Genomic DNA, 24324 nt, shown 5'->3' with positions numbered 1-24324 from the left:
GGACCCGATACGATCGTATCGGGTCCTTTTTAAGATCAATTGGTTATTCTTTTAGACGCAACTTAACAGTTTCGAACTCTTCCTGTACTTCTTTGGCAGGAGGGTTACCAACAAAACTGAAGATAAAGATTGCGATGGTCGCAAAGATGAATCCAGGCAGGAGCTCATACACATCGAAGAGTCCTCCAGACAACTGCTTCCATACAATGACGGTCACTGCACCTGTGATCATACCTGCAAGGGCACCGTTACGTGTCATGCGTTTCCAGAATAAGCTCAAGATCACGACAGGTCCAAAGGCAGCACCGAAACCAGCCCATGCATAACTGACTAACTCAAGCACTTTACTATCGCGGTCATATCCTAGGAAAATGGCAAGGATGGCGATGACCACTACCGAAATACGACCAACCAATACCTCTTCTTTTTGGCTTGCTTCTTTTCGGAAAATGGCTTTATAGAAATCCTGAGCCAGGGCACTTGATGAAACAAGAAGCTGTGAATCCACTGTGCTCATGATCGCTGATAGAATGGCCGCAAGTAAGAAACCTGCTACCCATGGATTAAATAATACTTGGGAGAACATGATGAACACCGTTTCTGAGTTTTCCAACGGTGAATCAGCGAAATACGCAATACCAGAGAAACCGATGAAGATGGCTCCGAATAGGGAGACGATCATCCATACCATACCAATCAAGCGTGCTTTAGGTATTTCTCTCGTTGATTTAATACCCATAAAACGGACAATGATATGAGGCTGTCCGAAATAACCCAAGCCCCATGCGAGAAGCGATACGACTGAAACAAACGTCGCTCCCGTGTAAACATTCAAGTAAGACGGATCGATGCTTGATACGGCACTTACCGTTGCATCCCAACCGCCAATTTCGGAAATGGCTACGATCGGAATGATGATCAAAGCAAGGAACATCAAGATCCCTTGAATGAAGTCTGTCCAGCTGGCTGCAAGGAATCCACCAAAGAATGTGTAAGACAGGATGACCCCTGCACCAACCCATAAAGCTAATCGGTAATCCATATTGAATGATTCTTCAAGTAAGATTGCTCCACCCACTAAACTCGATGAAGTATAGAACGTAAAGAAGATCAGGATGATGATAGCAGAGAACACTCGAAGAATTTTGCTTGAATCGTGAAAACGATTTTCAAAGAAATCAGGTACTGTGATTGAATCATTCGCCACTTCCGTATAAACCCGGAATGGCTTTGCAACGAATTGCCAATTCAAGTACGCACCTACCGATAGACCAATCGCTAACCAGATTGACCCCATACCACTGGCATAAACGGCACCCGGCAGACCGAGCATCAACCAACCACTCATGTCGGAAGAACCTGCACTCAAGGCAGCTACACCGGCAGTCAATCGCCTGCCTCCAAGCACGTAGTCGGATAAATTGCTGGTTAACTTAGCTGCCATGTAACCAATAATACCCATTCCAATTAAATAAATAATAATCGATGTTAACGTTTGAATATTAATATCCATAATCTACTCCTTTGTTTTTTCTGTAAAAAAAGTAATGATTGATAAAATGATCAATGTCGGCATTGGAATTAATAACCATAACCAGGTTCCCAATGTTAATTCTTCACCCATATCAAGTACCTCCTCCTTATGCAATTAAGTGTATTTTTTATACACTTATTTTTTAAATGTTAATTTCCCGGCTGTTATAGACACAAGAATTATCATACCATAAACGAGAATTTTTTAAAGTCATCTGCTTCTTACAGGGATAAATACATGAATAAATATACGTTAATATTCGATATTTTTGTCTTATATCAATTATTACTCAATATTTATTCACAAAAAATTATTTAAATTTATTGAAAAACAGTACTTTTTTCTCACCCTAATCAAAATAACGTACCAAGCAGATACGCTTTATTCATAGTTTTTTCATAATCGAATTTTTTATCCCTGTCCATTGTGTCGAAAAAGATCTCCACTTCTTTGTCAATGACCCCCATCTTTTCTGAAATTCCCTGTATTAGTTGGTGTCTCAACGATTCATCATGACCATTAGAAATAAATTCCTCCTTCGTTTCACCTGCGAGCCCGACCCAAAGAACCTTCTGAGGATTAACTTGAGTGAATGCCGGATATGTAAAGACTCGATCAATATACCCTTTCATAATGGCTGGTAAACCATACCACCAAATCGGGAACACAAAGATCAGGGCGTCATATCTCTTTAATTTCTTCCTTTCCTTCTCAACAATATAAGAGGGTTTTCCTTTCGCAGGGTTATCCCACTCATCTTCACCCTTTTCATCAAGCAGGGGATTGAATTCCTCCCTGTACAAATCTAAAATGGATGACTTATATTCTTTGTCATGCAGACCTTTCTGAATATGCTTTGTAATGGAAAATGTGAGGGAATTCGTCCGCGGATGGGCAACAATCATCAGTACTTTCAAGAAAAACAACTCCTTAAATAGACTTTAGTGATCACTGTGCAGCATTCACTATTCAGGATAACATACCGGATTTCTCACCAAGTCCGTCTCCTTTAATTTGTCGAATGTACATGGGGAGCATACATACCCAATACGCCCCGCTCCTTTTTACAAAAAAAAGATGAAATCGAGTTGATTTCATCTTTTTTTCTTGCAACATGACGTTGGGCGGACGTTTATGATTCGCCCCTTTGGATCTTAATGGTCCGTTTTTTCTCTGACTCTGATACAAACAGGGCACATGCAGCATCACCAGAGATGTTAATGGATGTACGGGCCATGTCCAACAGACGGTCTATTCCAAGGATCAACCCGATCCCTTCGACAGGAAGATTGACACTGCTTAAAACCATGGCCAGGAGGATCAACCCGACTCCCGGTACCCCCGCTGTACCGATACTGGCAAGTACAGCCGTGAGGACGACGGTAATGAGCTGTTCCATGGATAAATCCACATTGTATACCTGAGAGATGAACACAGTGGCCACCCCTTGCATGATGGCGGTACCATCCATGTTGATCGTGGCTCCCAGGGGCTGGACGAAGGAGCTGACCGACTTTGAGACACCCAGGCGCTGCTGGGCAACGTCCATTGAAATCGGGAGGGTCGCGTTACTGCTGGATGTACTGAACCCTACACTCATGGCAGGACTGAAATTCTTGAAGAACCAAATCGGGTTTTTCTTTGCGAGTAAGAATATCGTTCCTCCGTACGTAATGATGGCATGAACAAGTAAAGCCGCTAATACAACTACAAAATAAAGCCACATCGCTTTCAGGGCACTGGAACCCTGACTTCCGATTGCCGAAGCGATCAATCCAAATGTTCCGTATGGAGCGAATTTCATTACAAGGGTCACGAGATACATCATCAGATCGTTTCCTTGCTCCACAAGTTTCAGAATTCCTTTTGTCTTATCGCCCAGTGCCGTTAATCCGAATCCGATGAAGATGGCAAACGCGATGATCTGGAGCATATTGCCTTCGGTCATGGCGGTTAATGGGTTTTTGGGGATGATGTTCATAAGTGTTTCGCCGACAGGAGGAGCCTTTTCTGTTTTAAAGCCCTCTGATTGGGAGGCGTCGATTCCTTCCACCAATCCCGGGTCGATGATGTATGCCAGTGTCAAACCGATCACAATGGCGATACACGTTGTCAGTAAAAAGTAAACAATCGTCTTCAAACCGATTCTTCCGAGTTTCTTCGGGTCCCCCAATCCTGCCGATCCAAGGACGATGGAAAGAAACACAATCGGCACGACAAGCATACTGATCAGGTTGAGGAAAATCTTCCCTAGGGGTGTGAAAAGATAAGGATCTAATATATCGAATAAATCTTTTGCAAATATGTTCAGGATCAATCCTACTACAGCCCCTAATATCAAGGCTGTAATGATCTTGGTTGTCAAATTAAATTTCATAGATGTACCTCCCTATAATTTTCCAAATAGTATAAAGATATTACCCTTTTATCATTTTTATAAAACCAAAAATTTTTAGAACATTTAATGAATGAATTTCTCTATTGTCATCCCCCGGCTGCTTTGTGCGTTCAAGAATTTCATTCTCCTTTCCCCATTATACTGATTTTTTATAAAATGAAAGAAGATTGAAGGAGATTCACATCGAAATTACTAGTTTTATGTAGTAGTATTTCATAATTTCAGGTAGTTCAATGAATACATTCTACTAAGAAAGCCTTACCAAAAATTTCTTTTCACATTTCATGGATTATCTTTTACGTGATTGGGTAAATAGTAATAACAGCATGAAATAGAAAGGAACATACGATTATGAATAAAACCGTCTATTTTCTTTCAAGTAGTCAACAGCGCAGCTTGATGGCTGAGGGCTGGGCAGAGAAGCTCGAAGTGTCGGATTGGTCTTTTAAAAGTGCCGGATGGGGTGCTGACAGTCGTAGTCGTGAAGAATTCAGCGTCCTGGCAATGAAAGAATTATGTATCGATATCAGTTCATTTCCTCTTTCGCGCATTGAGATGAAGGAACTTGGCGAGGCCTCGGTTATCGTTGCGATTCAGGATACAGAGTATGATGACAAGATGGAACTTCCCTCTGAAATAGAAGAAAAAGTCATCTATTGGAATTTACCGAATCCACGTAAACGTTCTGCGACATTGATTGAAGAATGGGTACACTATCAGGAAATTTGTGACGAAATTGCTATGCGGGTGAAGGACTTGGAACATTTACTTCCACAATTACATTAAGAGGACTGATTACAACAGAACGTACATGTAATCAGTCCCTTTTTTTTACGTAAAATACTCCAGCTTCGCTTTCGGAAAATGCTTCTCCATATAAGCATACAGATGATCTTTGATTTCCTGCTCTTCATCCTTCTGGTATATATACTTACCGATTCCGTATTTCCCCCATTTGTATCGACGTTCTTCTTCATTTAATTCAAGTTTCGTCATCGGGTAATTCTTCTCGATCACCCTTTTAGCAGGCTTCGTGAAACGGTGTTGGATAAATTCGAAAGTTAAATCCTTCTTTGCTTCTTCAGGAAGGTGGGCTTCGAGGTGTTCGAACATTTGCTTATATCCTTCCTGCCATCCTTCATGTATATAGATGGGAGCTACGATAAAGCCCAATGGATACCCTGCCCTGGCTACCTTACCGGCTGCTTCCAACCTTTTATCCAACGGGGAGGTACCCGGTTCAAAATTCTTAATGACATAGTCTGCGTTGATGCTGAAGCGAAATCTTGTCTTCCCATTATGTTTCGCATCCAGCAAATGATCAACGTGATGAAATTTGGTTACGAAACGTAACTTCCCATACTCCGATTCACCAAAATGTTCAATCGCGCGCTTTAGTGTATGCGTGAGATGGTCCACACCGACGATATCAGACGTACACGCTGCTTCAAAACGCGTGAAATCGGGTGCCCTTTCCTCTATATACCGATCCGCCGCCTCAAATATTTCATCAACATTCACATAGGTGCGAATATAGGGTTTACTGCCCATCGTGGTTTGAAGATAGCAATAATGGCAGTGCCCCATACACCCTGTCGCAAACGGGATGGCATACTCAGCTGACGGTTTGGAGGTATCGAATTTCAGCGTTTTCCGCACGCCCACCACTAACGTTGATTTGGCGATCCTGTATTTTTGAAAATGATTATCCCCAGGCAGATCGCGCACCTGATTGTGGGAAGTGGTATATCGAATTTCAACATCCATCTTTTCGAACTTTTCCTTTAACTGCTTCCCTAATGGGTAATCCAGTGCATTTGGTTCAAAATAGACCAATTGAGGCACAAACGGTTTCACCATATTCTTTCCCTCCTAAAGGTCTCCAAATGATTGTGAATAAGCCTCTTCTGCTTCTGCTTCTGTAGAATAGACTGCTACCTCATGTGTTAACGGATAATAGGTTTCATAAAGAAATAATGCTAATTCGTTTGGGTTTTCCGGATCGTGTACAACCGCTGCTTCCTGCACATTGGCTACACTTTGCGTATGCGGGTTACGGTAGATCACGTACACAACATCGCCAGCTTGATATGGCGTATAGTGATTATTCAATTCCATTTTTCTCACCTTTTCCTATCATTCATTACTTTCATTTTCTGTCAATCGAGATAGAAATATGATGGTAAAAGATGTTTAATTAGCATACAGCCCAAAAAGAAAACTCCCCCCGCTTGACTAACCGCAGGAGAAGTTTGTTCTATAAACCATAAAATTCAGTTGTATTTTTGACCAATTGTTTATATACAGCTGCTTCTGACATGCTTTTTAATTCGGCCACTTTCTCAATGGAGCGGTGCATCATGCCAGGATGAGTCATTCTTTCTTGAAAGACTCCTTCAAACCTCCAGGGACCGTCTGTCTCCACCATCAGCCCTTCGATCGGGTAGTCCCTGACCAGCTGTTGTATTTCCTTTTCATACAGGACATCAGGCGTAACAGAAACGAGGTAACCATTACGGATCATCCTTTCGATCGTTTTACTATCTCCCTTAAACCAATGAAAATGAGCTTTTGAAATGGAATGCTTCTCCAATAAATCGCAGATGATGGGTGCATCCTCATAAACACCATGAAGGATGATGGGTTTATTCAGCCGATTCGATTCAATGATAAAGCGCTCCAACAGCTCTATGTAAGGAGCGAGGACCAGTGAGGGATCTTCTTTCCTTTTGTAATAGGGCAGCCCCACTTCTCCTATTGCCACAAGCTCTTGATGATGCCGCTGAATCCACACCAGAAGTTCCTGCACCTCCTGCTCTGAAGGAAGCTCTTGTTCAGGATGAAAACCGGCAGCTGCCTTTACCCTCCCGTCCTTTTTCGCAAATGCCAGATTTCGTTTGGATGATTGGAGGTGAAGGGATACAGAAATGAGAGCCTCTACTGAGTAGAGATCGAGCTCCTTCAGGATTTTTTCACGTTCTTCCTTTTCATATAAGTCCAGATGAGTATGAGCATCGATAAGCGATGGTTTACACATACTGAGATAATTCCTCGAAAATATCCGTTTTCCATTTTAGGAACTCTTCGGTTAGAAGGATTTCTTTATCACGAGGTCGCGGGAAAGGCACCTTGAATTCCTTTTGCACGCGTGCCGGTCTGGTTGATAACACAATGATACGGTCCGACAAGAAAAGTGCTTCGTCGATATTATGAGTGACAAACAGGACTGAACTTAAGTCTTCTTCCCATATGGAAAGGAGCCACCTCTGCATGTCCAATCGGGTAAATTCATCAAGGGCAGAAAATGGTTCATCCAGGCATAAAAAGGATTGGGGACTGACCAGTGCACGAATAAATGCAACGCGCTGTTTCATCCCTCCTGAAAGATCTTCAGGGTAAGCGTCCTCATAGCCCTTCAAACCCGCGCGCTCAATCATCTCCATCGCCATTTCCTTATCCCTCTTTCCATGCAGCTCCTGACCGAGCATCACATTCTCGATCACCGTCCTCCACGGTAAGAGGGACGGACTTTGTGGCATATAGCTGATGGACCCTCTACGGCCATTGATCGACTGTCCATCGAGCTTTATATCTCCTGAATCTGGTGCGAATAATCCACCGATCACGTGAAATAACGTACTTTTACCACTTCCGGAAGGCCCAAGGATAGAAACAAACTCACCTTCCCCTACTTGAATGGAAAGATCATCGAGGATCAATTCACCATCAAAGGATTTGGACATATTTTGGATCGATAACGTCGTCATGTTATTTATCCTCCTTTCGATTCCACTTCACCATAACTCTTTCTAATAGTACGATGAGTCCAAAGAACAGCAGGCTTAGGAGCATGATCATGAAAATGGCGACAAACACCCTGTCGGTCCTGAAGGAAGAGGATGCAAGAGTCATATAGACGCCAATCCCTTTTTGAGCCCCTAGCCATTCCGAAATGACCGCTCCCATCACACTATAGGTCGCGGAAATTTTCAAACCGGAGAAGATGGAAGGCAATGCATGGGGCCACTCCACTTTCCGGAAAATCTGTCCTTTGGTTGCACCGGACATTTTCATATAAAGAATGTACTCTCCATTTGTCTGCCTGAATCCATCCATCGCCGAAACAGCCACAGGAAAGAAACAAATCAAGGTAATGACGATGATTTTGGGCAGGAGTCCGAATCCGAACCAAATGACAAGGAGAGGGGCCAATACAATGATGGGTATATTCTGAGATAGGATCATGAGAGGATAGACCGCTTCCCTTACCTTAGGGAGGAGATGCAGTACCACCGCTGTCCCGAGCCCGATTGAACAGCCGATCGCAAACCCTGTGATCGTCAGAAATGCCGTTGATGAGAAATGCCCCTTGAACTCAGACCACGAGGCAATTCCTTCTTCCCATATCTCTGAAGGCGACGGCATCAGCCAGGCTGGCACCTCAAATAGGTTAATGGCCACTTCCCAAATGATGAATAAAAGGATGAGGACCAAGAAGGGTCTCCATCCTTTTGAAATCCAAGTCCTCATCCTTTATATTTCTCCGTTAAGTCGTCCATTTCGATCCCATCCGGCTGGTACAATACTTTGATCTGGGAAATGACATTTTTGCTTCCTATTTCAATCATTCGTTCATTCATCTGTTCAATCACCTTGAATAATTGTGACAGATTCCCCTCCATCGTCGTTTCCAAAGGATGGACTTCATATCGTACTCCCGATTTTTCAATGATTGCGATCGCTTCATCCACATACGGAATCACATCTTCACCGTTCTTTGTCTTCGGGATGATTTGTATGCTTACAAGTGCGTTCCCCATTTTGTTCACCTCTTATTTTGGTAAGAATTCGTTCGTAAATGCTTTCTTGCTTTCGAGTTTCTTATCTAATAAACCATTTTCATACATCCATGACGCATAGTTTTCCCAGACTTCCAGTTTCTGCTCTCCCCAACGGTCAGCATCATCTTTATATTTGGGTGCGAGCCATTCCTGACTCTTCATGACCAATTCTTTATCAAGATCTGGAGCTGCATCTAATAAAATCTCTCCCGCTTCTTTCGGGTTGTCGATTGTGTATTGATACCCTTTGGAAGCAGCTGCCGTGAATGCCTTGACCGTTTCAGGATCTGAATCGATCATTTTCTCATTTGTTGTAAGTACTGGAGTGTAGTAATCCAGTTTATCGGAATAATCCTTTACATACATCATGTTCAACTCTTCACCGCGGAGTTCTGCTTCAATTCCTGTCCATCCATAATAAATCCAGGCGAAGTCTACATCGCGTTTTACGGCAGTAAAGAAATCAGTGTCTCCCATGTTTATGAAATTCACTTTTTCCACATCCGCGTTTTCCTGCTTCATGATTGAATCCATAACGGCTTTTTCCACGGGTGACCCCCAGCCGCCATAGCTTTTCCCTTCGAAATCCTTTGGTTCTGTAATACCCTTACTCTTCGGGGAAGCAAACCCCGACGTATTATGCTGAATGATGGCAGCTATGGATACGATGGGTACATCCTGGACCCTCGCTTGAGTGACACCCTCCTGATATCCAACACCGAAATCGGCTTTCCCCGATGCAACGAGTTGATCGGCACCCGCTTCCCCGGGCAGGATGATGTCTACATCCAGTCCCTGATCCTTGAAGTAGCCTTTTTCTTTCGCTACATACAATCCAGTGTGGTTGGTATTTGGTGTCCAGTCGAGTACGACATTTACTTTTTTAAGATTGTCCTTCTTCTCATCGGCTGCATCTTCCCCACCGTTACAGGCGGATAAAAGAAGTACAGAGCAGATGAGGAACATCCATTTTTTCATGATGATTCCTCCTTCGGTATTTTGGGGTCGTAACGTCTCATTCCTATATTCTTCGCTTATTCTGGAAAATGAATGTAAACCAAAGGCATTTGAGGCGTAAAGTCCGGATACAACAAAAAACGCCCCAAGCTTCAGCCGCGGGACGCATCGTTAAACAGGTTATGTATCGTTTAAGAGAATGTTTCCTACGCTGGTATCAGCCAGTTCAGGTTCAAAGGGTCAGTATCTACAGGATACAATCTCAACCGGCCACTCCGGTCCCCCTACACGTGGAATATGAAATTTAACGTTATCTTCCTCCCTACTTTGCCATAGAATGAAAGGTTATTCAAGCTTTTCCTTCTCATATTGAAAGACTCCATGAAAATGAGCGGATGCAAGCAGTTCCTCGATGAAATCCATGCACGAAGTACCAGATTCTGTATATCCCTGATGATAGGTTAAAAAGGCATATTGCAGGAGAAAGAGAATGACTATTGACGGCAAGATCCTTTTCTCTCCTGAAGTTAAAGGGGCATGCCTTTCATATCCTTTCATAAATGCCAGGATCCATTTCATTGACTCATCTTTTTTCTCTTTCGGGACTGCTTTGAGCATACCTGCGAGGAAGTAGCCGATGTCAGTAATCCGGGGTGCCGTCCGGATTCGTTCAAAATCAATGATCCCGCACACTTCTTCTCCCTGCATCAAAATATTCCCCGAATTGTAGTCGCTATGAACGAATTGATGTGGCAAACACCGGTAGGAGTGCTCCCACCCCTTCATCTTTGATAAGATCACCTGCCCCCTTATGCCGATCGATTCAGTTCCAAGCTCCTTCAACCATTCTGTTACATGACTTTCAATCTCCCAGCCCTTCGTTTCATAATGACACCGATAGTCTTTAAGGATAAGATGAAGGGTTGCAAGGTATGCTCCTGCATTTGTCAGGGAGTCGGCAGACCATTCCTTCAATGGCGTTCCTTCAAGGGCCTTATAAAGAGAATAGATTTGCTCTCCTTCTTTTACATAGGGAAGTTGGGAGCAAGTTAATAGAGGGGATTCAACGTTAAGGTGATGACTCATTAAATAATCGGTTAAATAGAGCTCCTCCATCCGATTTTCGAAGGAAGAATACACGCTTCTTTTTAAATAGAAGGTCTTTCCTCCTGCCTTCACTTCAGTAACATTCGGATGAAGAAGAAGTGTTTTGAAGGAAGTGGGATCCATTCCCCAATGACGTACAATATCCTGAAGGGGTTCAATCATTTCTATTTCCTTTCCATACATAGTAATATACTTGTAGTATGACTTTGAAAGAATATACACATACCATACGAAAAGAGGTTTCACCTATGCAAAGAATACAAATGACAGAAGACTTATCATTCTCGAGGATCATTCATGGATTATGGAGACTATCAGACTGGAAGCAGTCCAAGGAAGATACGTTATCATTGATTCAACACAATATTGAAAACGGAATCACAACGTTTGACCATGCCGATATTTATGGTTCTTATACGTGTGAAACCTTATTCGGTGAGGCGCTAGCCCTCCAACCATCCTTGCGGGAGAAGATGGAGATTGTAACAAAATGCGGCATCGTCCTGCCTTCTGACAATCGACCGGAGCACAAGACGCATCACTACAACACGAGTAAGAAACATATTCTCACCTCGGTTGAACATTCTCTCCAACAATTAAAGACGGATTACATTGATCTATTGTTGATTCACAGACCAGATCCATTCATGAACGGGGAAGAGGTAGCTGAAGCTTTCACACAATTAAAAGAAGAAGGGAAAGTCCGTCATTTCGGAGTATCCAACTTTAAAGACCATCAGTGGAATATGCTTCAATCTTATTTACCATTTCCATTGATCACAAACCAGATTGAATTATCCGCCTATCACCTGGAGAATTTTGAAGACGGCACGTTGAACCTCTGTCAGGAAAAGCGTGTGGCTCCCATGGCCTGGTCACCACTGGCAGGAGGGGCGATCTTCAAGGGGGAAGATGAGAAAGCGGTCCGCCTTCAACATACATTAAAGAAAGTCCAGGAGGAAACAGGAGCGAAGGGGATCGACCAGATTCTATACGCGTGGCTGCTTAACCATCCGGCCAACATCATGCCGATTGTCGGATCAGGTAAAAAAGAACGAATCCAGCATGCAATCGACTCTCTTTCCATCCAATTGGATCATGATCAATGGTTTGAAATCCTGCAAACATCCATGGGACATGATGTTCCTTAATGAGTACATGAAAAAAGACGATCCTTTCTTTAAAGGGTCGTCTTTTTATTGAGCTATATCTCCACCAACATAATATTCAAGGTACACATCCTGCAATTCATCCATTGAAAGTTCATAGAGCTGCTTACCGAACGATTTATAGACGCCGATCCTCAATAACTGTTGTATATAAAAGTCTTTTTTAAATTCGGGTGTTTTGTTCTGTTCTGATTTCGTTTCTTGATGTAGCATGTTCATCCCTCCAGTTGAGGATATACCCCAATCATGGAGAGACATAAACATCCGTTTCCCATTTTTCTTGAATCGACTTTTTTAAAAACCCGCCACTGCAATCATGAGAGGGAGCTTCTTCATAATATTCCCAATCGATCATGTACAACTATGATGATGTCCCTCAAGCACGGTTTCCCCTTCCACTTGGATAGTAGAGTGATGAATACCAAACTCTTGTTCAAGAAAGGATGACAGCTGTACTAAAATTTCATCCCGATTCACTTCATCCCCTACGACGACATGGCAGCTTAAAGCTTTAAAATCCGAAGTGATGGACCATACATGAAGATCATGGACTTCCCTTACCCCCGGGACCTGTGACAGGCTCCCCGACACCTTTTCCATATCAACATCTCCCGGAGAACCTTCCATTAGAATATGAATGGAATCCTTCGTCACCCTCCATCCGGAGATGACAATAAGAATCGCTACGATGACAGAAGCAATCGGGTCTGCCAGATTCCAATCAAAGAAGTAAATAAGAAGACCCGCTATGATGGCTCCGACTGAGCCGAGCATATCCCCCAGTACATGAAGGAACGCACTGCGGACATTCAAATTATGTTCGTTGTCCCCTTTCATCAGGATCCAGGCGACAATGATGTTCACAATCAAGCCGATTATGGCGATGATCATCATGCCGGGTGATACAGCGGGAGTATCGATGAAGCGACGGTAAGCTTCCCAGAAAATATAAAGGGAAACAAGGATCAGGGTGATCCCGTTCAAAAAGGCAGCTACGATTTCAAAACGTTTGTACCCGTAGGTCTTACCCATATCCGACGCCTTCTCCCCTATATAGAAAGCGGCCAGACTTAAGCCAAGTGCCGCTGCATCACTGAGCATATGCCCTGCATCTGAGAGAAGAGCGAGACTATTTGTCACCACTCCCCCCACCACTTCAACAATCATAAAAGAAAAAATGAAAAGAAAGCTGATTAATAATGCTTTTTTATTTTGATTGTGGCCATGACTGTGATCGTGACCCATATGATATCCCTCACTTTCGATTTTCTCTTCTAAGTACGTCTATACTATTCACTATTATACGTACCGCCGCTTCCATTAAGCAAAAATATGGCATCCACCCTATGACCAGGACGGTTCCGGAAGGGGTTTTTGAATATAAAAAAACCCGGACACTGGATCCGGGTTTTCGCTGAAGGATTAATTTTGTTGCAGCTTTTTACGCTCCCGCTTCATGAAGAGGTCAAGTGTTACCCAGAACACAACGGATGTAATGGCGAAGATGGCGATGGCGAAGTAAATGTCTTCTGTTTTCCAGTCTAATCGGGGAATAAGCAGGCCCAATACACCTGATAATATATAGTAGCCTCCAATTAATTGCAGGTATAACCGTCCTGTTTGGGATTGAAGGTTTTCAAGATACCCTTTTCCTGCTTTGCCGAAGAAAATGGCTACTCCTCTTAAAAGGACATAAACCGAAAAGGCAATGATAAGGGATACAACAAACTCTTGATTAAAAACGTCTGCCATGATCGTCCTCCTTTCCAATTATCCAGTGTTTTGAATCCTAAATGATTGTATTGTTCATAAATATTCACTATGATGAAATCATGAATCTTTCCGGTTAATCGTTATATCTCAGAATAACCCAATGCGTGTTGCATTTCAATGACAATCGGACAAACGAAATGGGAAAGGAATGTAATACGTTAAAAGGATATATTCAATGCATAAGGATTTCAAGTGGCATTCGGCCCCCAATTCTTACGTTATCATGACTATTTTATACAGGAGGTGATTGAAGCGAAAGAAAGGGACAACTTCCCGTTCTTTTGACTTCTACTACTTGGATATTTTAATTAATTTACTACTTGTCGCCCTGCTAATCGGATTGACAGCGTTCTTCGTCGCTTCTGAATTTGCCATTGTGAAAGTAAGGGGTTCGAGAATCGATCAGTTGGTCTCTGAAGGAAATCAAACCGCTGTTGCTGCGAAAAGGGTCATTTCCCATCTCGACGAATACCTTTCTGCCTGTCAGCTGGGGATTACCATCACCTCCCTTGGACTTGGCTGGTTAGGAGAACCAACCATTGAAACCTTGCTTCACCCATTATTTGAAAAGTTTGATTTGAATCCGTCCATTTCAAGCATCATTTCATTTGCACTGGCTTTTTCGGTCATTACCTTTTTGCATGTGGTAATAGGGGAATTGGCTCCGAAGACATTCGCCATCCAAAAAGCTGAAAAAATCACCTTATTATTTGCCAAGCCGCTCATTTGGTTCTACCGGATTGCGTATCCTTTCATTTGGACCTTGAATAGTTCGGCACGTGTGTTTACAGGCATGTTCGGTTTGAAACCGGCCTCAGAGCATGAAATCGCCCATTCGGAAGAAGAGCTTAGAATCATTCTTTCCGATAGCTATAAGAGCGGTGAAATCAACTCTTCCGAATTCAAGTATGTGAATAAGATATTTGAATTCGACGAGCGCATCGCCAAGGAAATCATGGTCCCCCGTACAAACATTGTGACTCTATCCGCTGGATCCACCATTGATGAAGTATTATCGGTCATTAAGGAAGAGCGGTATACGAGATACCCTGTCGTGGATGGGGATAAGGACAATATCCTTGGGGTCGTGAATGTGAAGGAACTCTTAACGACCCTCGTGAATCATAAAAGCGAGCACGAAGACGTGACCTCCTTCATTAAGCCCGTCATTCGCGTCATTGAAACCATCCCGATTAAAGCCCTGCTCCTCAAGTTGCAAAAGGAACGCTCCCCGATGGCCGTCCTTCTTGATGAATACGGAGGAACGGCAGGTCTGGTTACGGTGGAGGACATCATCGAAGAAATCGTCGGTGAGATCCGGGATGAATTTGATATCGATGAAATTCCTGAAGTCCAGAAGATAAAAGAAGATCATTATATTTTCGACGCCGTCATGCTCATTGAAGACGTGAATGACCTTCTCGGCATCTCGATTGAAGAAGAGGAAGTCGACACAATCGGAGGCTGGTTCCTCACTCAAAAATATGAAGTCAAGCCTGAAGATAAGATCGAAGAACAAGGCTACTGCTTTAAAGTAAAAGAAATCGACGGCCACCATATTCAGTATCTGGAAGTCACCAAAATGAAAAAGAACACGTCTGAAACGAACGAGTCTCACTAAGAGCCCGTTCGTTTTTTTATGTTCCTCAAGACGTCAGCAAAGAATAAATCTTTTCTTAAATGGAAAAATAAGCGGAAATAGATAGTTAAGAGGTGAATTATGACTAGCATCATCGTTGGATTAATCCTGCTTATGGTTTTAGCCTATTTAGGATGGTCGATCATCTGGATCGCTCCATTAGTTGCAGGCTTAGTAGCGTTAATGAGTGGTCTCGATCTGCTGCCGGCCTATACAGAAACGTATATGACCGGATTTGTGGACTTTGCAAAAGAATGGTTTCCTGTCTTCCTGTTTGGGGCCATTTTCGGAAAGTTGATGGAAGATGTAGGTGCCGCTCAATCCGTTGCATATAAGATCACCAACATTATCGGGAAAGACCGGGCCATCCTGGGAGTACTGATTGCTGCAGCAGTATTGACATATGGCGGTGTCAGTTTATTCGTAGTGGTGTTTGCCATCTATCCACTGGCGATCGCCATGTTCAGAGAGGCGGATATTACACGGAAATTACTGCCGCCAACCTTTGTATTAGGTGCTTTCACCTTTACCATGACAGCAATCCCCGGTACACCACAGATCCAGAACCTGATACCGATCGATTACTTCAAGACATCACCTACTGCCGCTCCCATCATCGGGATCACCGGGGGGTTAATCATGGCGGTTGGCGGGTACTTTTATTTAAGATGGCGTCAAAAGCAGTTCACGGCGAAGGGCGATGTTTTCACCGAACCCAAAGGCGGGAATGATGTAAAAGAGATTAAAGAATCGGAGCTTCCGAACTTCTATCTCTCCTTTCTGCCACTTGTCATCGTCGTCGTTACATTGAATGTGTTCAAGTGGAACATCCTGACTGCCCTTCTTGTCGGAATCCTTTCAATATTACTCATTAATTTCAAACATTATAAGAAATTCATTCCTGCTGTCAACGGAGGGGCCAAAGGTTCGGTGATGGCCGTGATCAATACGAGTGCCGCCGTCGGGTTTGGGGCTGTCGTGACAGCGGCACCCGGTTTCAAGACGTTAACGAAACTCATCCTGGGCATCAAAGGGAACCCGGTGATCTCAGAAGCAATCGCTGTGCAAACATTGGCTGCCATAACGGGTTCTGCTTCCGGAGGGATGGGAATTGCCCTGGAGGCGTTGGGAGATAAATATTATGAGCTTTCACAGACAAGCGGAATCAGCGCAGAAGCATTCCACCGGATTGCGTCCATCTCTTCGGGCGCATCGATTCTGCCTCATAATGGCGCTCTCCTGACCCTATTTGCCGTAACGGGACTCACTCATAAAGATTCATATCTAGATGTTGCCGTTGTCGGGCTGCTTATTCCGACAATCGCGGAAATCGTTTCAATCATACTAGCCAATATGGGAATTTACTAATTCGAGGAGGTAATCAAAATGGTCAATGACAAAGTGGTATTTATTACAGGTGCTGCAAGAGGGATCGGATTTGAAATCGGGGAACATTTTGCCCAAAATGGTGCAAAGGTCGTTCTGTCTGATATCAATCAAGAAGGATTGGATGAAGCAGTAGATGAACTAAAAAGCAGAGGGTTTGAATGCCTTGGCATTAAATGCGACGTAACGAGTGAAGACGACGTGAAGGCCGGAATCGATAAGACCGTAGAACACTATGGACGGATCGATGTCCTGATCAATAATGCAGGGCTTCAACATGTTTCACCCATTGAGGATTTTCCGATTGAAAAGTTCGAACTATTAATCAAAATCATGCTGACCGCCCCATTCATTGCAACAAAATTTGCTTTTCCACATATGAAAAAGCAAAAGTTCGGCCGGATTATCAACATGGCCTCCATCAATGGCTTGATTGGATTTGCCGGAAAAGCTGCATATAATAGCGCGAAGCATGGTGTCATCGGGTTGACAAAAGTCTCGGCCTTAGAAGGTGCCGAACACGGGATTACAGTCAATGCTATGTGTCCCGGTTACGTGGATACTCCCCTTGTCCGCAACCAGCTGAAAGATATCTCCACCACCCGTGGTGTTGAGCTTGAAAAAGTATTGGAGGATGTCATTTATCCCCTTGTCCCACAAAAACGATTGCTATCTGTAGAAGAAATTGCGGACTACACCATCTTCCTTGCAAGTGACAAAGCAAAGGGCGTAACCGGACAAGCTGTAGTGTTGGATGGTGGATATACAGCCCAGTAATATTGCATAGCAAAAATCGGATCAGAAACCTGATCCGATTTTTTTACTTTAAATGCCCAGGGAATGCACCAAGGTCCACTCCCCACACGAGTGGCATCACAAAATAAATCAACAGGGTGATAAACACGATACTGATCAGATTCAACCAGACGCCCGCTTTCACCATATCCCCCATTTTGATATAGCCAGACCCGAAAACAACGGCGTTCGGTGGAGTGGCAACCGGCAGCATGAAAGCACAGGATGCAGCAAGCCCGGCGGCTACCATCAGGCTGTAGGGATGAACATCCAAAGCAGCAGCCAATGCTGCCATAATTGGAAACATCATCGTGGCTGTAGCCGTATTGGACGTGATTTCCGTCAGAAAAATGACAAAAGTGGTCACAGCTGCAAGGATGATAATGAAAGAGACCCCATCAAGGACCGTCAACTGCTTTCCGATCCATTCTGCCAAGCCTGTTTCCTTGAACCCCTTGGCAATGGCGAGTCCTCCCCCGAATAGAAGCAGGATACCCCATGGCAGCTTCTTGGCATCCTCCCAGTTGATCAATCTCACCTCTTTCCTTCCTGGAAGAAGGAAGAGGACAAGTGCCCCCGTCATGGCAATGATCGTGTCATCTAAAGAAGGGATCCACTGGTTCAATAAGAAGGAACGAGTGATCCAGCAAAGGGCAGTGGCCGTAAAGACAGTAAGAACGAGCTTTTCCTCAAATGAAATGCGCCCAAGGGAACGGTTTTCCTGTTCGACGATTTCCCTTCCCCCCGGCAGTTCTTTTATTTTCAAAGGAAACGCCACTTTAATGAGATACCACCACGTTACGATGAGGAGAATGGCTGCAAGAGGGACTCCGAACAGCATCCACTTGGCAAAGGAGAAATCGATACCATAGAGCTGTTTCACAACAGCTGCGAAAATGGTGTTCGGTGGCGTTCCAATTAATGTCCCTAATCCTCCGATCGATGCACTATAGGCAATCCCCAGCATGATGACTTTACTGAAGTGCCCTGTTCTATTCGCTCCCTCCTTCTTTAAGCTTTCATTCACCTGGTAAATCACCGCGGTTCCGATCGGTAGCATCATCATGGCCGTTGCCGTGTTCGAAATCCACATGGACAGAAACCCCGTAGCAAGCATGAACCCAAGGACAATCCGTTCTGTACTCGTCCCAATCAGCAGGATGATGTTCATGGCGATTCGTTTATGTAAATTCCATTTTTCCATGGCAATCGCGATGATGAACCCGCCCATAAACAAAAAGATGGTCCCATCCCCATAAGCAGATGTGACATCCCCTGACTGCAGTGCCCCGGTAACGGGAAACAGGATGATCGGCAGAAGGGATGTAGCCGGTATCGGAATCGCTTCCGTAATCCACCAAATCGCAATCCAGACGGTTCCCGCAAGAACCCCGACTGCTTCTTTGGACAACCCTTCAGGAGAAAAGAACAGGATGATGAGAAAGAATAAAACCGGCCCTAACATAAATCCGATTTTTTTTCCGGGATTTGCAGTCGGTTCCGGAGAACGATCCGTCTGCACCCCTCCATTCACCCCAGTTGGAGTACTTCCCGATGTAAAAAACCTGAACGTGTCCAATACATCAGCATGCCACTCCCATAGCGTTTTCCAAGCATACTTCACGGTTTGCATCTTATTCCCCCTTTTCTTGTGATACTAGTCCATACCCCTTGAAGAAACCTGTATAAACAAGAACGAACCACAATTTGTCAGATTGACTCATCCCTCCTTATAAACAGAATGAAAAAAGGACCATTTCATCATAAAGCGTTTCATTGTAAAATAATGTTAGAGTAGAGATGACGGTAGGATAAAAGGAGAAACGATGAAAATTTATTGGCAAATCAGCTATTTTGTAATCGGTTTACTTATTTTCAGCTATGGAATCAGCATGTCCATCAAAGTCCAATACTTAGGCATCCACCCATGGGATGTATTAAATATCGCCCTGTTCGACAAGTTCGGGCTGACCATCGGAACGTGGAATATCATTGTCGGTGCCACTCTCATAGCAGGCACGCTTATCTTGAAAGGAAAATACATTCAAATCGGAACCATCCTGAATGGAGTGATGGTCGGCATGCTTGTTGATCTTTTTCTATTTTATGATTTGCTTCCTCCACAAACGGGCCCCGTTATGGACACCTTGATTCTCCTGTCTGCCATTCTGTTCATGGGGGTCGGAGGCGGGTTGTATTCGGCTGCCCATCTTGGAACCGGTCCAAGAGATGGATTTATGCTCACCATTTCAGACCTGACCAATCTTTCCATCAGCAGAGTCCGGATCCTATGCGAGTGCACCGTCTTACTGATCGGTCTACTCCTCTCCGGTCCCGTCTTCGTTTTTACGTTTATTTATACGTTCATCCAAAGTCCCATCTTCCAAAAATCGTTTCTATACTTTACCGAAAGACTCCATACGCGGTTTCCGAATCGAAGCAATATTAGTATGTAATTTAGAAAAGCGGAGGCGGGTTGGGCAGAGGCGACAAGCATAAGATGAATGGGCCGAGAAGGCGGCTCTTTGCCTTCTTGGACCATTTAGCTTATGACCTCGAGCCTCTACCCGCCGGAGCTGGACATAAAGAAAAGCGGAAGGGGCTCGTACTGGGGGTGAATCAATAAAGGACAAACCGCCAGAATCGCAGTTTGTCCTTTTCACGTCATGACATTTCGCATGCCACTAAGCCATATTGCCGTCCATGATCAAGCTTCTTGATGAATTGAAACAATTGCCGCACCTCCTCATTATCCCCCTCTCTCTTATAGTAGTCTTCCAGCACCGACAGCATTTCATCAGGGTACATCAGGCAGGTATGGCTCCCCCAGTCTGTTTGCCTGCCTTCGAATCTTTTATAGTAAATGCCATCCAACAGGGCAAAAAACAGGTCATACCCTTTAGGAAAAAACGGACTGATCCGCTTCGGATAATTATGATTCCAATCTCCCCCCTCATAATGGAATGTCTGGTCAGTCAAATCACCTATAAAGACTTCAACATCCGCCATCTTATCTCCTCCTCATTCAATAAGTGCCTACTCTACAATGTATAAACCCGTCCATCATGTTTAGAACAAAAAAAGAGCCGCATCAGGATTCTTCTCCGTGATGCGACTCGTGATTTATTATAGATATTTCCGTTGGACGCTCCTTCCGTCATACGTAAATAGCATATCCCGGTTCTCTACATGGGTCTCGATGTGGACCGGTCTTCCCCAGAGCCGGTGCAAATAAGGTAAAACCTTTTCCAAATATTTAATATCAAGCTCGACATCCTCAAACCAGTGCTTAAGATACAGCTCCCCGCTCTTCATGTAGTCCCCGTCATTAACGGTGATGTAAGGGAAACCGCCATTCACCCTCATGCCCACGAGCTGATCCCGTACATGGGTCCATTCTTTATCGACAATTTTATAATCCTTCCCCTGCTTTTGGAACAGATACATATCCTCTCTCGTCACCAGATCCTTCGTTAAATAGTTTCGCAAGAAGGAAATATCCGATTCGATCTCACGCACTTCAAACATTTTTTCACGACCGGAATTCGGCTTTACCCCCCGTTTTTTCATCTCTTCTGTCGGGTTGTCGAACCGATCCTCAATATCTTCGAAAATCTTCAGACCGAGATAATATGGATTGATCTGTGTGCGGGACGGCTGTACGACACCAGCATTCAGCTTGGCAAACTCGATCGATTCACCGCTTGTCAGATCCATTTCACGAATGATCCGCTGATGCCAATACGAGGCCCACCCTTCATTCATGATCTTCGTTTCAAGCTGAGGCCAGAAATACAGCATTTCTTCCCTCATCATCGTCAATATATCCCGCTGCCAGTCCGACAATTCCCTGCTGTACTGCTCGATGAACAGGAGGATGTCCTTCTCCGGCTGCGGCGGAAACTTCTTCTTCACTTTCTTCTTTTCCCTGCTCTTTGGCTTTTCATCCAATGACCATAAATCATCATAAGGCGTTGCATGACTCACTTCTTCTTCTTCCCACTCCACATCATCCATCGTCCATGACAGTTTCGGCCGCATGAGGGAAGGATCGATATGTTCATCCACTGCAAGGACCGCATCAAGGAAGTTCTCGACTTCCTGCTTCCCATGTTCGATCTCATACCTGCGCACACGTTCAGCCGTAGCCGACATACTTTCCACCATATCCCGCTTCGTATTCTGAAAACGGACATTGTTCTTAAAGAAATCACAGTGGGCCAGAACGTGAGCCACAATCAATTTATTCTGTATGAGGGAATTGGAATCCAGCAAGAACGCATAACAAGGATCCGAGTTGATTACAAGCTCATATATCTTACTCAACCCCAAATCATACTGCAGCTTCATCTTATGGAACTGCTTCCCGAAACTCCAGTGCGAAAACCGTGTCGGCATCCCATAGGCCCCAAAAGTATATATAATGTCAGCAGGACAAATCTCATAACGCATCGGATAAAAATCCAGACCAAACCCGGCTGCTATCTCAGTAATTTCCCCTATCGCATTCTGCAAATTCTTCTGCTCCTCTAAATTCATCTTCATCCCCCTCTTTATTCTCTTAACTAAATGTATGAAGAGAAAGGGGATTTGATGAAAAGAAAAGCGGAGGCGGGTTGGCCAGAGGCGACAAGCATAAGATGAATGGGCCGAGAAGGCGGCTCTTTGCCTTCTTGGACTATTTAGCTTATGACCTCGAGCCTCTACCCGCCGGAGCTGGACAATTAGAAAAGCGGAGGCGGGTTGGGCAGAGGCGACAAGCATAAGGTGAGTAACCAAAAAGAAGCTGTTCCCTAATCCAGGGAACAGCCTTCTTATCAACCTTACGTATTCAGATTCTTTTGCAATCGTTTAACCGGGATGAGCGTAGTGAGCAACAGGAGTGCAGACCAGGTGAAAACCATTGAAACACTCATGACCTCAAGGAGAAGTCCAACCCCCACTGACGATAAGCCGAACAAGAGCGTGGTTAACGCCCCTTGTGCAGCATAAATCTTCCCGAGCTCTTCCGGTGGCGCACTCTCCTGTAAATATGTCTGAAGCACTACATTCTTTATTTGATCAAATAACCCGAAAACAAACGACAAGATAAGCGCCATCACGGCCATTTTGTTCCAGGCAAATACAAGGGTGACACCTGAAGTGACGATCATGCAGAAGGGGAGCCACTTATGCCGGTGTTTTGAAAAGATGCCATGCAGCTTAAATATGAGATAGGAGGCAAGGACCAATCCCACAAAGAAGCTTGAATTGATGAATCCCCACCATTCTTCCCCCCGCTGAAGCGAGAGATCGACATACAAATACAGGACGGCGGCAATCCAGACGGTCCCTGAAATCGACTCCAGCCCGTATATCCAAAAAACGTGGACCAGCCCTTTCCGGCTTTTAACCTGAAACCATCCCTCCCCAAGCTCCTGCCACCAAACCTTGCGAACTTCCAGGGTGCTACTTGGAATGACCGGCAGCTTCAGCATAAAAAAGGTTGAGGCCAGAAACAAGAGAGTCACCACAATGAAAAGATTCGTGGCATTCAGGACCGCTAAAAGAATACCACCCAAAGCCCAGCTTGAGAATTGAATCGTCTGATCGACGGTTGAGAGGAAGCCATTCGCCCCCATAAGTTCCTCTCTCTTAACAAGAAATGGCACATATGCATTTCTTGCCGGAAGTGCCCAACCATCCAGAAAAGAAATGATACTCGCACAACTGAGATAAATCCACACATTCTGAGAATCCAGTACCATCATCAGGAGGAACACGCATAAAAAAAATGTCTTCCCCATTTGCGAATACGCGATCAAGCTCTTCATCTGTGTACGATTCAACAACAAAGGCGCTGCCATGCTGCTGATAAATCGTGAAAAGGTGATCACTAAAGGAACAGCCGTCATGTAAACAGCAGAACCGGTCATGTTGTAAACAAGGGAGATCAACCCTACGATATAGAAGATATCTCCCATATTGGCCAATGACTGGCCGAACCACAGATTTCTAAATGCATTGGAATGCATGTCTCTTCCTCCCTCTATTCAGTTTATATATAGGTAAGAAAAGAACAGCATCACATCGGAACAAAGATCCCCTTTCAGAATCAAAACGATTTTGTATGATTTCATTTTAGCAAATTGCCGGTGAATTTGCAGGTAATACTTTAGTTTATCGTCTTATGGGTATGCACGTGCAGGTTTTAAGGGGAACGGCCAGTCTCGCCTATAACAAAAAAAGCCTCCTTAATCAAAGAAGACTTCATCTGTTCCCGCTATTCCTTTACCGAGATGTTGAGTACCTTTTCATTATCAAGATCGTGTACCCCGATGACAACGACCTTTTTCTCTGCATTATTTTCTTGCACGGTAAATTCAAATGCATCGGATACTTTGTTCTCCGTCATTTTCTTGCGTCCCTGGTACTGATAATCCTTTACAGGCTGCCCAGGATAGTCCTCTTTGATGACTGCTGTTGCAATGCGTCCAAACTTCTTATAGTCCGACTGCTCGGCATGGGCCTGACTTGAAAATACTAGAAAAAATACAGTTGATAACATCACGATTGCTTTCTTCATTTTCATCACCTCTGTTTACGTTTCATTACATAGGATGAATTAATCAGGCGTTTTTATTCACCCAATAGAAGGAAAACGAGCATTTGCAACAGTACCAACTTTTACAGAGAAAAAAATACGGTTTCTCGCGCAAAATAGGAGTACCCCTTCAGAAGGAGGG

General features: G+C 44.1%; 25 protein-coding genes and 1 riboswitch. Of the genes, 6 read left to right on the top strand and 19 right to left on the bottom strand.

Annotated features, from left to right (window positions below; translation table 11 throughout):
- Nucleotides 1-43: 43 nt before the first annotated feature.
- The 3 genes from putP to BVI01S_RS16440 form a co-directional block, all read right to left on the bottom strand.
- Nucleotides 44-1513 (bottom strand): sodium/proline symporter PutP, encoded by a 1470-nt coding sequence (putP, locus tag BVI01S_RS16450; protein WP_061810957.1) that lies wholly within the window; start codon nt 1511-1513, stop codon nt 44-46.
- A 374-nt stretch (nt 1514-1887) separates the two neighbouring features.
- Nucleotides 1888-2451: an NAD(P)H oxidoreductase gene (locus BVI01S_RS16445; RefSeq protein ID WP_061810956.1), complete on the bottom strand. Its 564-nt coding sequence runs from the start codon at nt 2449-2451 to the stop codon at nt 1888-1890.
- A 215-nt stretch (nt 2452-2666) separates the two neighbouring features.
- Entirely contained in the window at nt 2667-3911 is a 1245-nt protein-coding gene (locus BVI01S_RS16440; protein WP_061810955.1) for a dicarboxylate/amino acid:cation symporter, read from the bottom strand.
- A 372-nt stretch (nt 3912-4283) separates the two neighbouring features.
- Between BVI01S_RS16440 and BVI01S_RS16435 the strand changes: the two genes are divergently transcribed.
- Nucleotides 4284-4718: a low molecular weight phosphatase family protein gene (locus BVI01S_RS16435; protein ID WP_061810954.1), complete on the top strand. Its 435-nt coding sequence runs from the start codon at nt 4284-4286 to the stop codon at nt 4716-4718.
- Between the two features lie 45 nt (nt 4719-4763).
- Here BVI01S_RS16435 and splB read toward each other — a convergent pair whose 3' ends face one another.
- From splB to BVI01S_RS16395, 8 genes are all read right to left on the bottom strand, one after another.
- Nucleotides 4764-5792, bottom strand: coding sequence for a spore photoproduct lyase (splB, locus tag BVI01S_RS16430; protein ID WP_061810953.1), 1029 nt, complete (start codon nt 5790-5792; stop codon nt 4764-4766).
- Nucleotides 5793-5804: 12 nt separating this feature from the next.
- A complete protein-coding gene (locus tag BVI01S_RS16425) occupies nt 5805-6050 on the bottom strand; it encodes a transcriptional regulator SplA domain-containing protein (RefSeq protein ID WP_034763200.1) in 246 nt (81 codons plus the stop codon).
- A gap of 139 nt (nt 6051-6189) precedes the next feature.
- Nucleotides 6190-6969 carry a TatD family hydrolase gene (locus BVI01S_RS16420; RefSeq protein ID WP_061810952.1) on the bottom strand — a complete coding sequence of 260 codons (780 nt, stop codon included), beginning with the start codon at nt 6967-6969 and terminating at the stop codon, nt 6190-6192.
- On the bottom strand, nt 6962-7699 hold the full coding sequence (locus BVI01S_RS16415; protein WP_061810951.1) for an ABC transporter ATP-binding protein: 738 nt from the start codon (nt 7697-7699) through the stop codon (nt 6962-6964). The genes BVI01S_RS16420 and BVI01S_RS16415 overlap by 8 nt, the downstream gene beginning before the upstream one ends.
- A 1-nt stretch (nt 7700) precedes the next feature.
- Nucleotides 7701-8462, bottom strand: coding sequence for an ABC transporter permease (locus tag BVI01S_RS16410; protein WP_061810950.1), 762 nt, complete (start codon nt 8460-8462; stop codon nt 7701-7703).
- Nucleotides 8459-8752, bottom strand: coding sequence for a thiamine-binding protein (locus tag BVI01S_RS16405; protein ID WP_061810949.1), 294 nt, complete (start codon nt 8750-8752; stop codon nt 8459-8461). The genes BVI01S_RS16410 and BVI01S_RS16405 overlap by 4 nt, the downstream gene beginning before the upstream one ends.
- Before the next feature lie 12 nt (nt 8753-8764).
- Nucleotides 8765-9751, bottom strand: a complete 987-nt coding sequence (locus tag BVI01S_RS16400) for an ABC transporter substrate-binding protein (RefSeq protein ID WP_034763190.1) — start codon at nt 9749-9751, stop codon at nt 8765-8767.
- A gap of 165 nt (nt 9752-9916) precedes the next feature.
- A riboswitch (TPP riboswitch) is annotated at nt 9917-10026 on the bottom strand.
- A 49-nt stretch (nt 10027-10075) separates the two neighbouring features.
- Complete coding sequence (locus tag BVI01S_RS16395) at nt 10076-10999, bottom strand: phosphotransferase enzyme family protein (protein WP_061810948.1); 924 nt, start codon at nt 10997-10999, stop codon at nt 10076-10078.
- Nucleotides 11000-11085: 86 nt separating this feature from the next.
- Between BVI01S_RS16395 and BVI01S_RS16390 the strand changes: the two genes are divergently transcribed.
- The gene (locus tag BVI01S_RS16390) at nt 11086-11988 is read left to right on the top strand and encodes an aldo/keto reductase (RefSeq protein ID WP_061810947.1); all 903 of its coding nucleotides are present in this window, start codon (nt 11086-11088) and stop codon (nt 11986-11988) included.
- Between the two features lie 45 nt (nt 11989-12033).
- On the opposite strand, the gene BVI01S_RS16385 is transcribed toward BVI01S_RS16390, so the two are convergent.
- From BVI01S_RS16385 to BVI01S_RS16375, 3 genes are all read right to left on the bottom strand, one after another.
- Nucleotides 12034-12219, bottom strand: a complete 186-nt coding sequence (locus BVI01S_RS16385) for a Fur-regulated basic protein FbpA (RefSeq protein ID WP_034763185.1) — start codon at nt 12217-12219, stop codon at nt 12034-12036.
- A gap of 138 nt (nt 12220-12357) precedes the next feature.
- Nucleotides 12358-13251 carry a cation diffusion facilitator family transporter gene (locus BVI01S_RS16380; RefSeq protein ID WP_034763183.1) on the bottom strand — a complete coding sequence of 298 codons (894 nt, stop codon included), beginning with the start codon at nt 13249-13251 and terminating at the stop codon, nt 12358-12360.
- Nucleotides 13252-13428: 177 nt separating this feature from the next.
- A complete protein-coding gene (locus tag BVI01S_RS16375) occupies nt 13429-13758 on the bottom strand; it encodes a hypothetical protein (protein WP_034763181.1) in 330 nt (109 codons plus the stop codon).
- A gap of 316 nt (nt 13759-14074) precedes the next feature.
- Here BVI01S_RS16375 and BVI01S_RS16370 point away from each other — a divergent pair, with 316 nt between their 5' ends.
- The 3 genes from BVI01S_RS16370 (at nt 14075) to BVI01S_RS16360 (ending at nt 17581) form a co-directional block, all read left to right on the top strand.
- Nucleotides 14075-15400 (top strand): hemolysin family protein, encoded by a 1326-nt coding sequence (locus BVI01S_RS16370; protein ID WP_061810959.1) that lies wholly within the window; start codon nt 14075-14077, stop codon nt 15398-15400.
- 99 nt (nt 15401-15499) lie between these two features.
- A complete protein-coding gene (locus tag BVI01S_RS16365; RefSeq protein ID WP_034763179.1) occupies nt 15500-16786 on the top strand; it encodes a GntP family permease in 1287 nt (428 codons plus the stop codon).
- Between the two features lie 18 nt (nt 16787-16804).
- Nucleotides 16805-17581: a 3-hydroxybutyrate dehydrogenase gene (locus tag BVI01S_RS16360; protein ID WP_034763177.1), complete on the top strand. Its 777-nt coding sequence runs from the start codon at nt 16805-16807 to the stop codon at nt 17579-17581.
- Between the two features lie 43 nt (nt 17582-17624).
- Here BVI01S_RS16360 and BVI01S_RS16355 read toward each other — a convergent pair whose 3' ends face one another.
- Nucleotides 17625-19232, bottom strand: a complete 1608-nt coding sequence (locus BVI01S_RS16355) for an SLC13 family permease (protein ID WP_061810946.1) — start codon at nt 19230-19232, stop codon at nt 17625-17627.
- A gap of 193 nt (nt 19233-19425) precedes the next feature.
- On the opposite strand from BVI01S_RS16355, the gene BVI01S_RS16350 reads away from it, so the two are divergent.
- Complete coding sequence (locus tag BVI01S_RS16350; protein WP_061810945.1) at nt 19426-20055, top strand: YczE/YyaS/YitT family protein; 630 nt, start codon at nt 19426-19428, stop codon at nt 20053-20055.
- Nucleotides 20056-20263: 208 nt separating this feature from the next.
- On the opposite strand, the gene BVI01S_RS16345 is transcribed toward BVI01S_RS16350, so the two are convergent.
- The 4 genes from BVI01S_RS16345 to BVI01S_RS16330 form a co-directional block, all read right to left on the bottom strand.
- Complete coding sequence (locus tag BVI01S_RS16345; protein ID WP_061810944.1) at nt 20264-20608, bottom strand: hypothetical protein; 345 nt, start codon at nt 20606-20608, stop codon at nt 20264-20266.
- A 117-nt stretch (nt 20609-20725) separates the two neighbouring features.
- Nucleotides 20726-22138: a SpoVR family protein gene (locus BVI01S_RS16340; protein ID WP_061810943.1), complete on the bottom strand. Its 1413-nt coding sequence runs from the start codon at nt 22136-22138 to the stop codon at nt 20726-20728.
- A 284-nt stretch (nt 22139-22422) separates the two neighbouring features.
- Complete coding sequence (locus BVI01S_RS16335) at nt 22423-23613, bottom strand: MFS transporter (protein ID WP_061810942.1); 1191 nt, start codon at nt 23611-23613, stop codon at nt 22423-22425.
- Between the two features lie 248 nt (nt 23614-23861).
- On the bottom strand, nt 23862-24164 hold the full coding sequence (locus BVI01S_RS16330; RefSeq protein ID WP_061810941.1) for a DUF3889 domain-containing protein: 303 nt from the start codon (nt 24162-24164) through the stop codon (nt 23862-23864).
- Nucleotides 24165-24324: the final 160 nt, after the last annotated feature.

Origin of the sequence: Rossellomorea vietnamensis NBRC 101237 (assembly GCF_001591825.1) — a bacterium.
Classification (GTDB): domain Bacteria; phylum Bacillota; class Bacilli; order Bacillales; family Bacillaceae_B; genus Rossellomorea; species Rossellomorea vietnamensis.
This window is presented reverse-complemented; position numbering and strand designations above follow the sequence as displayed.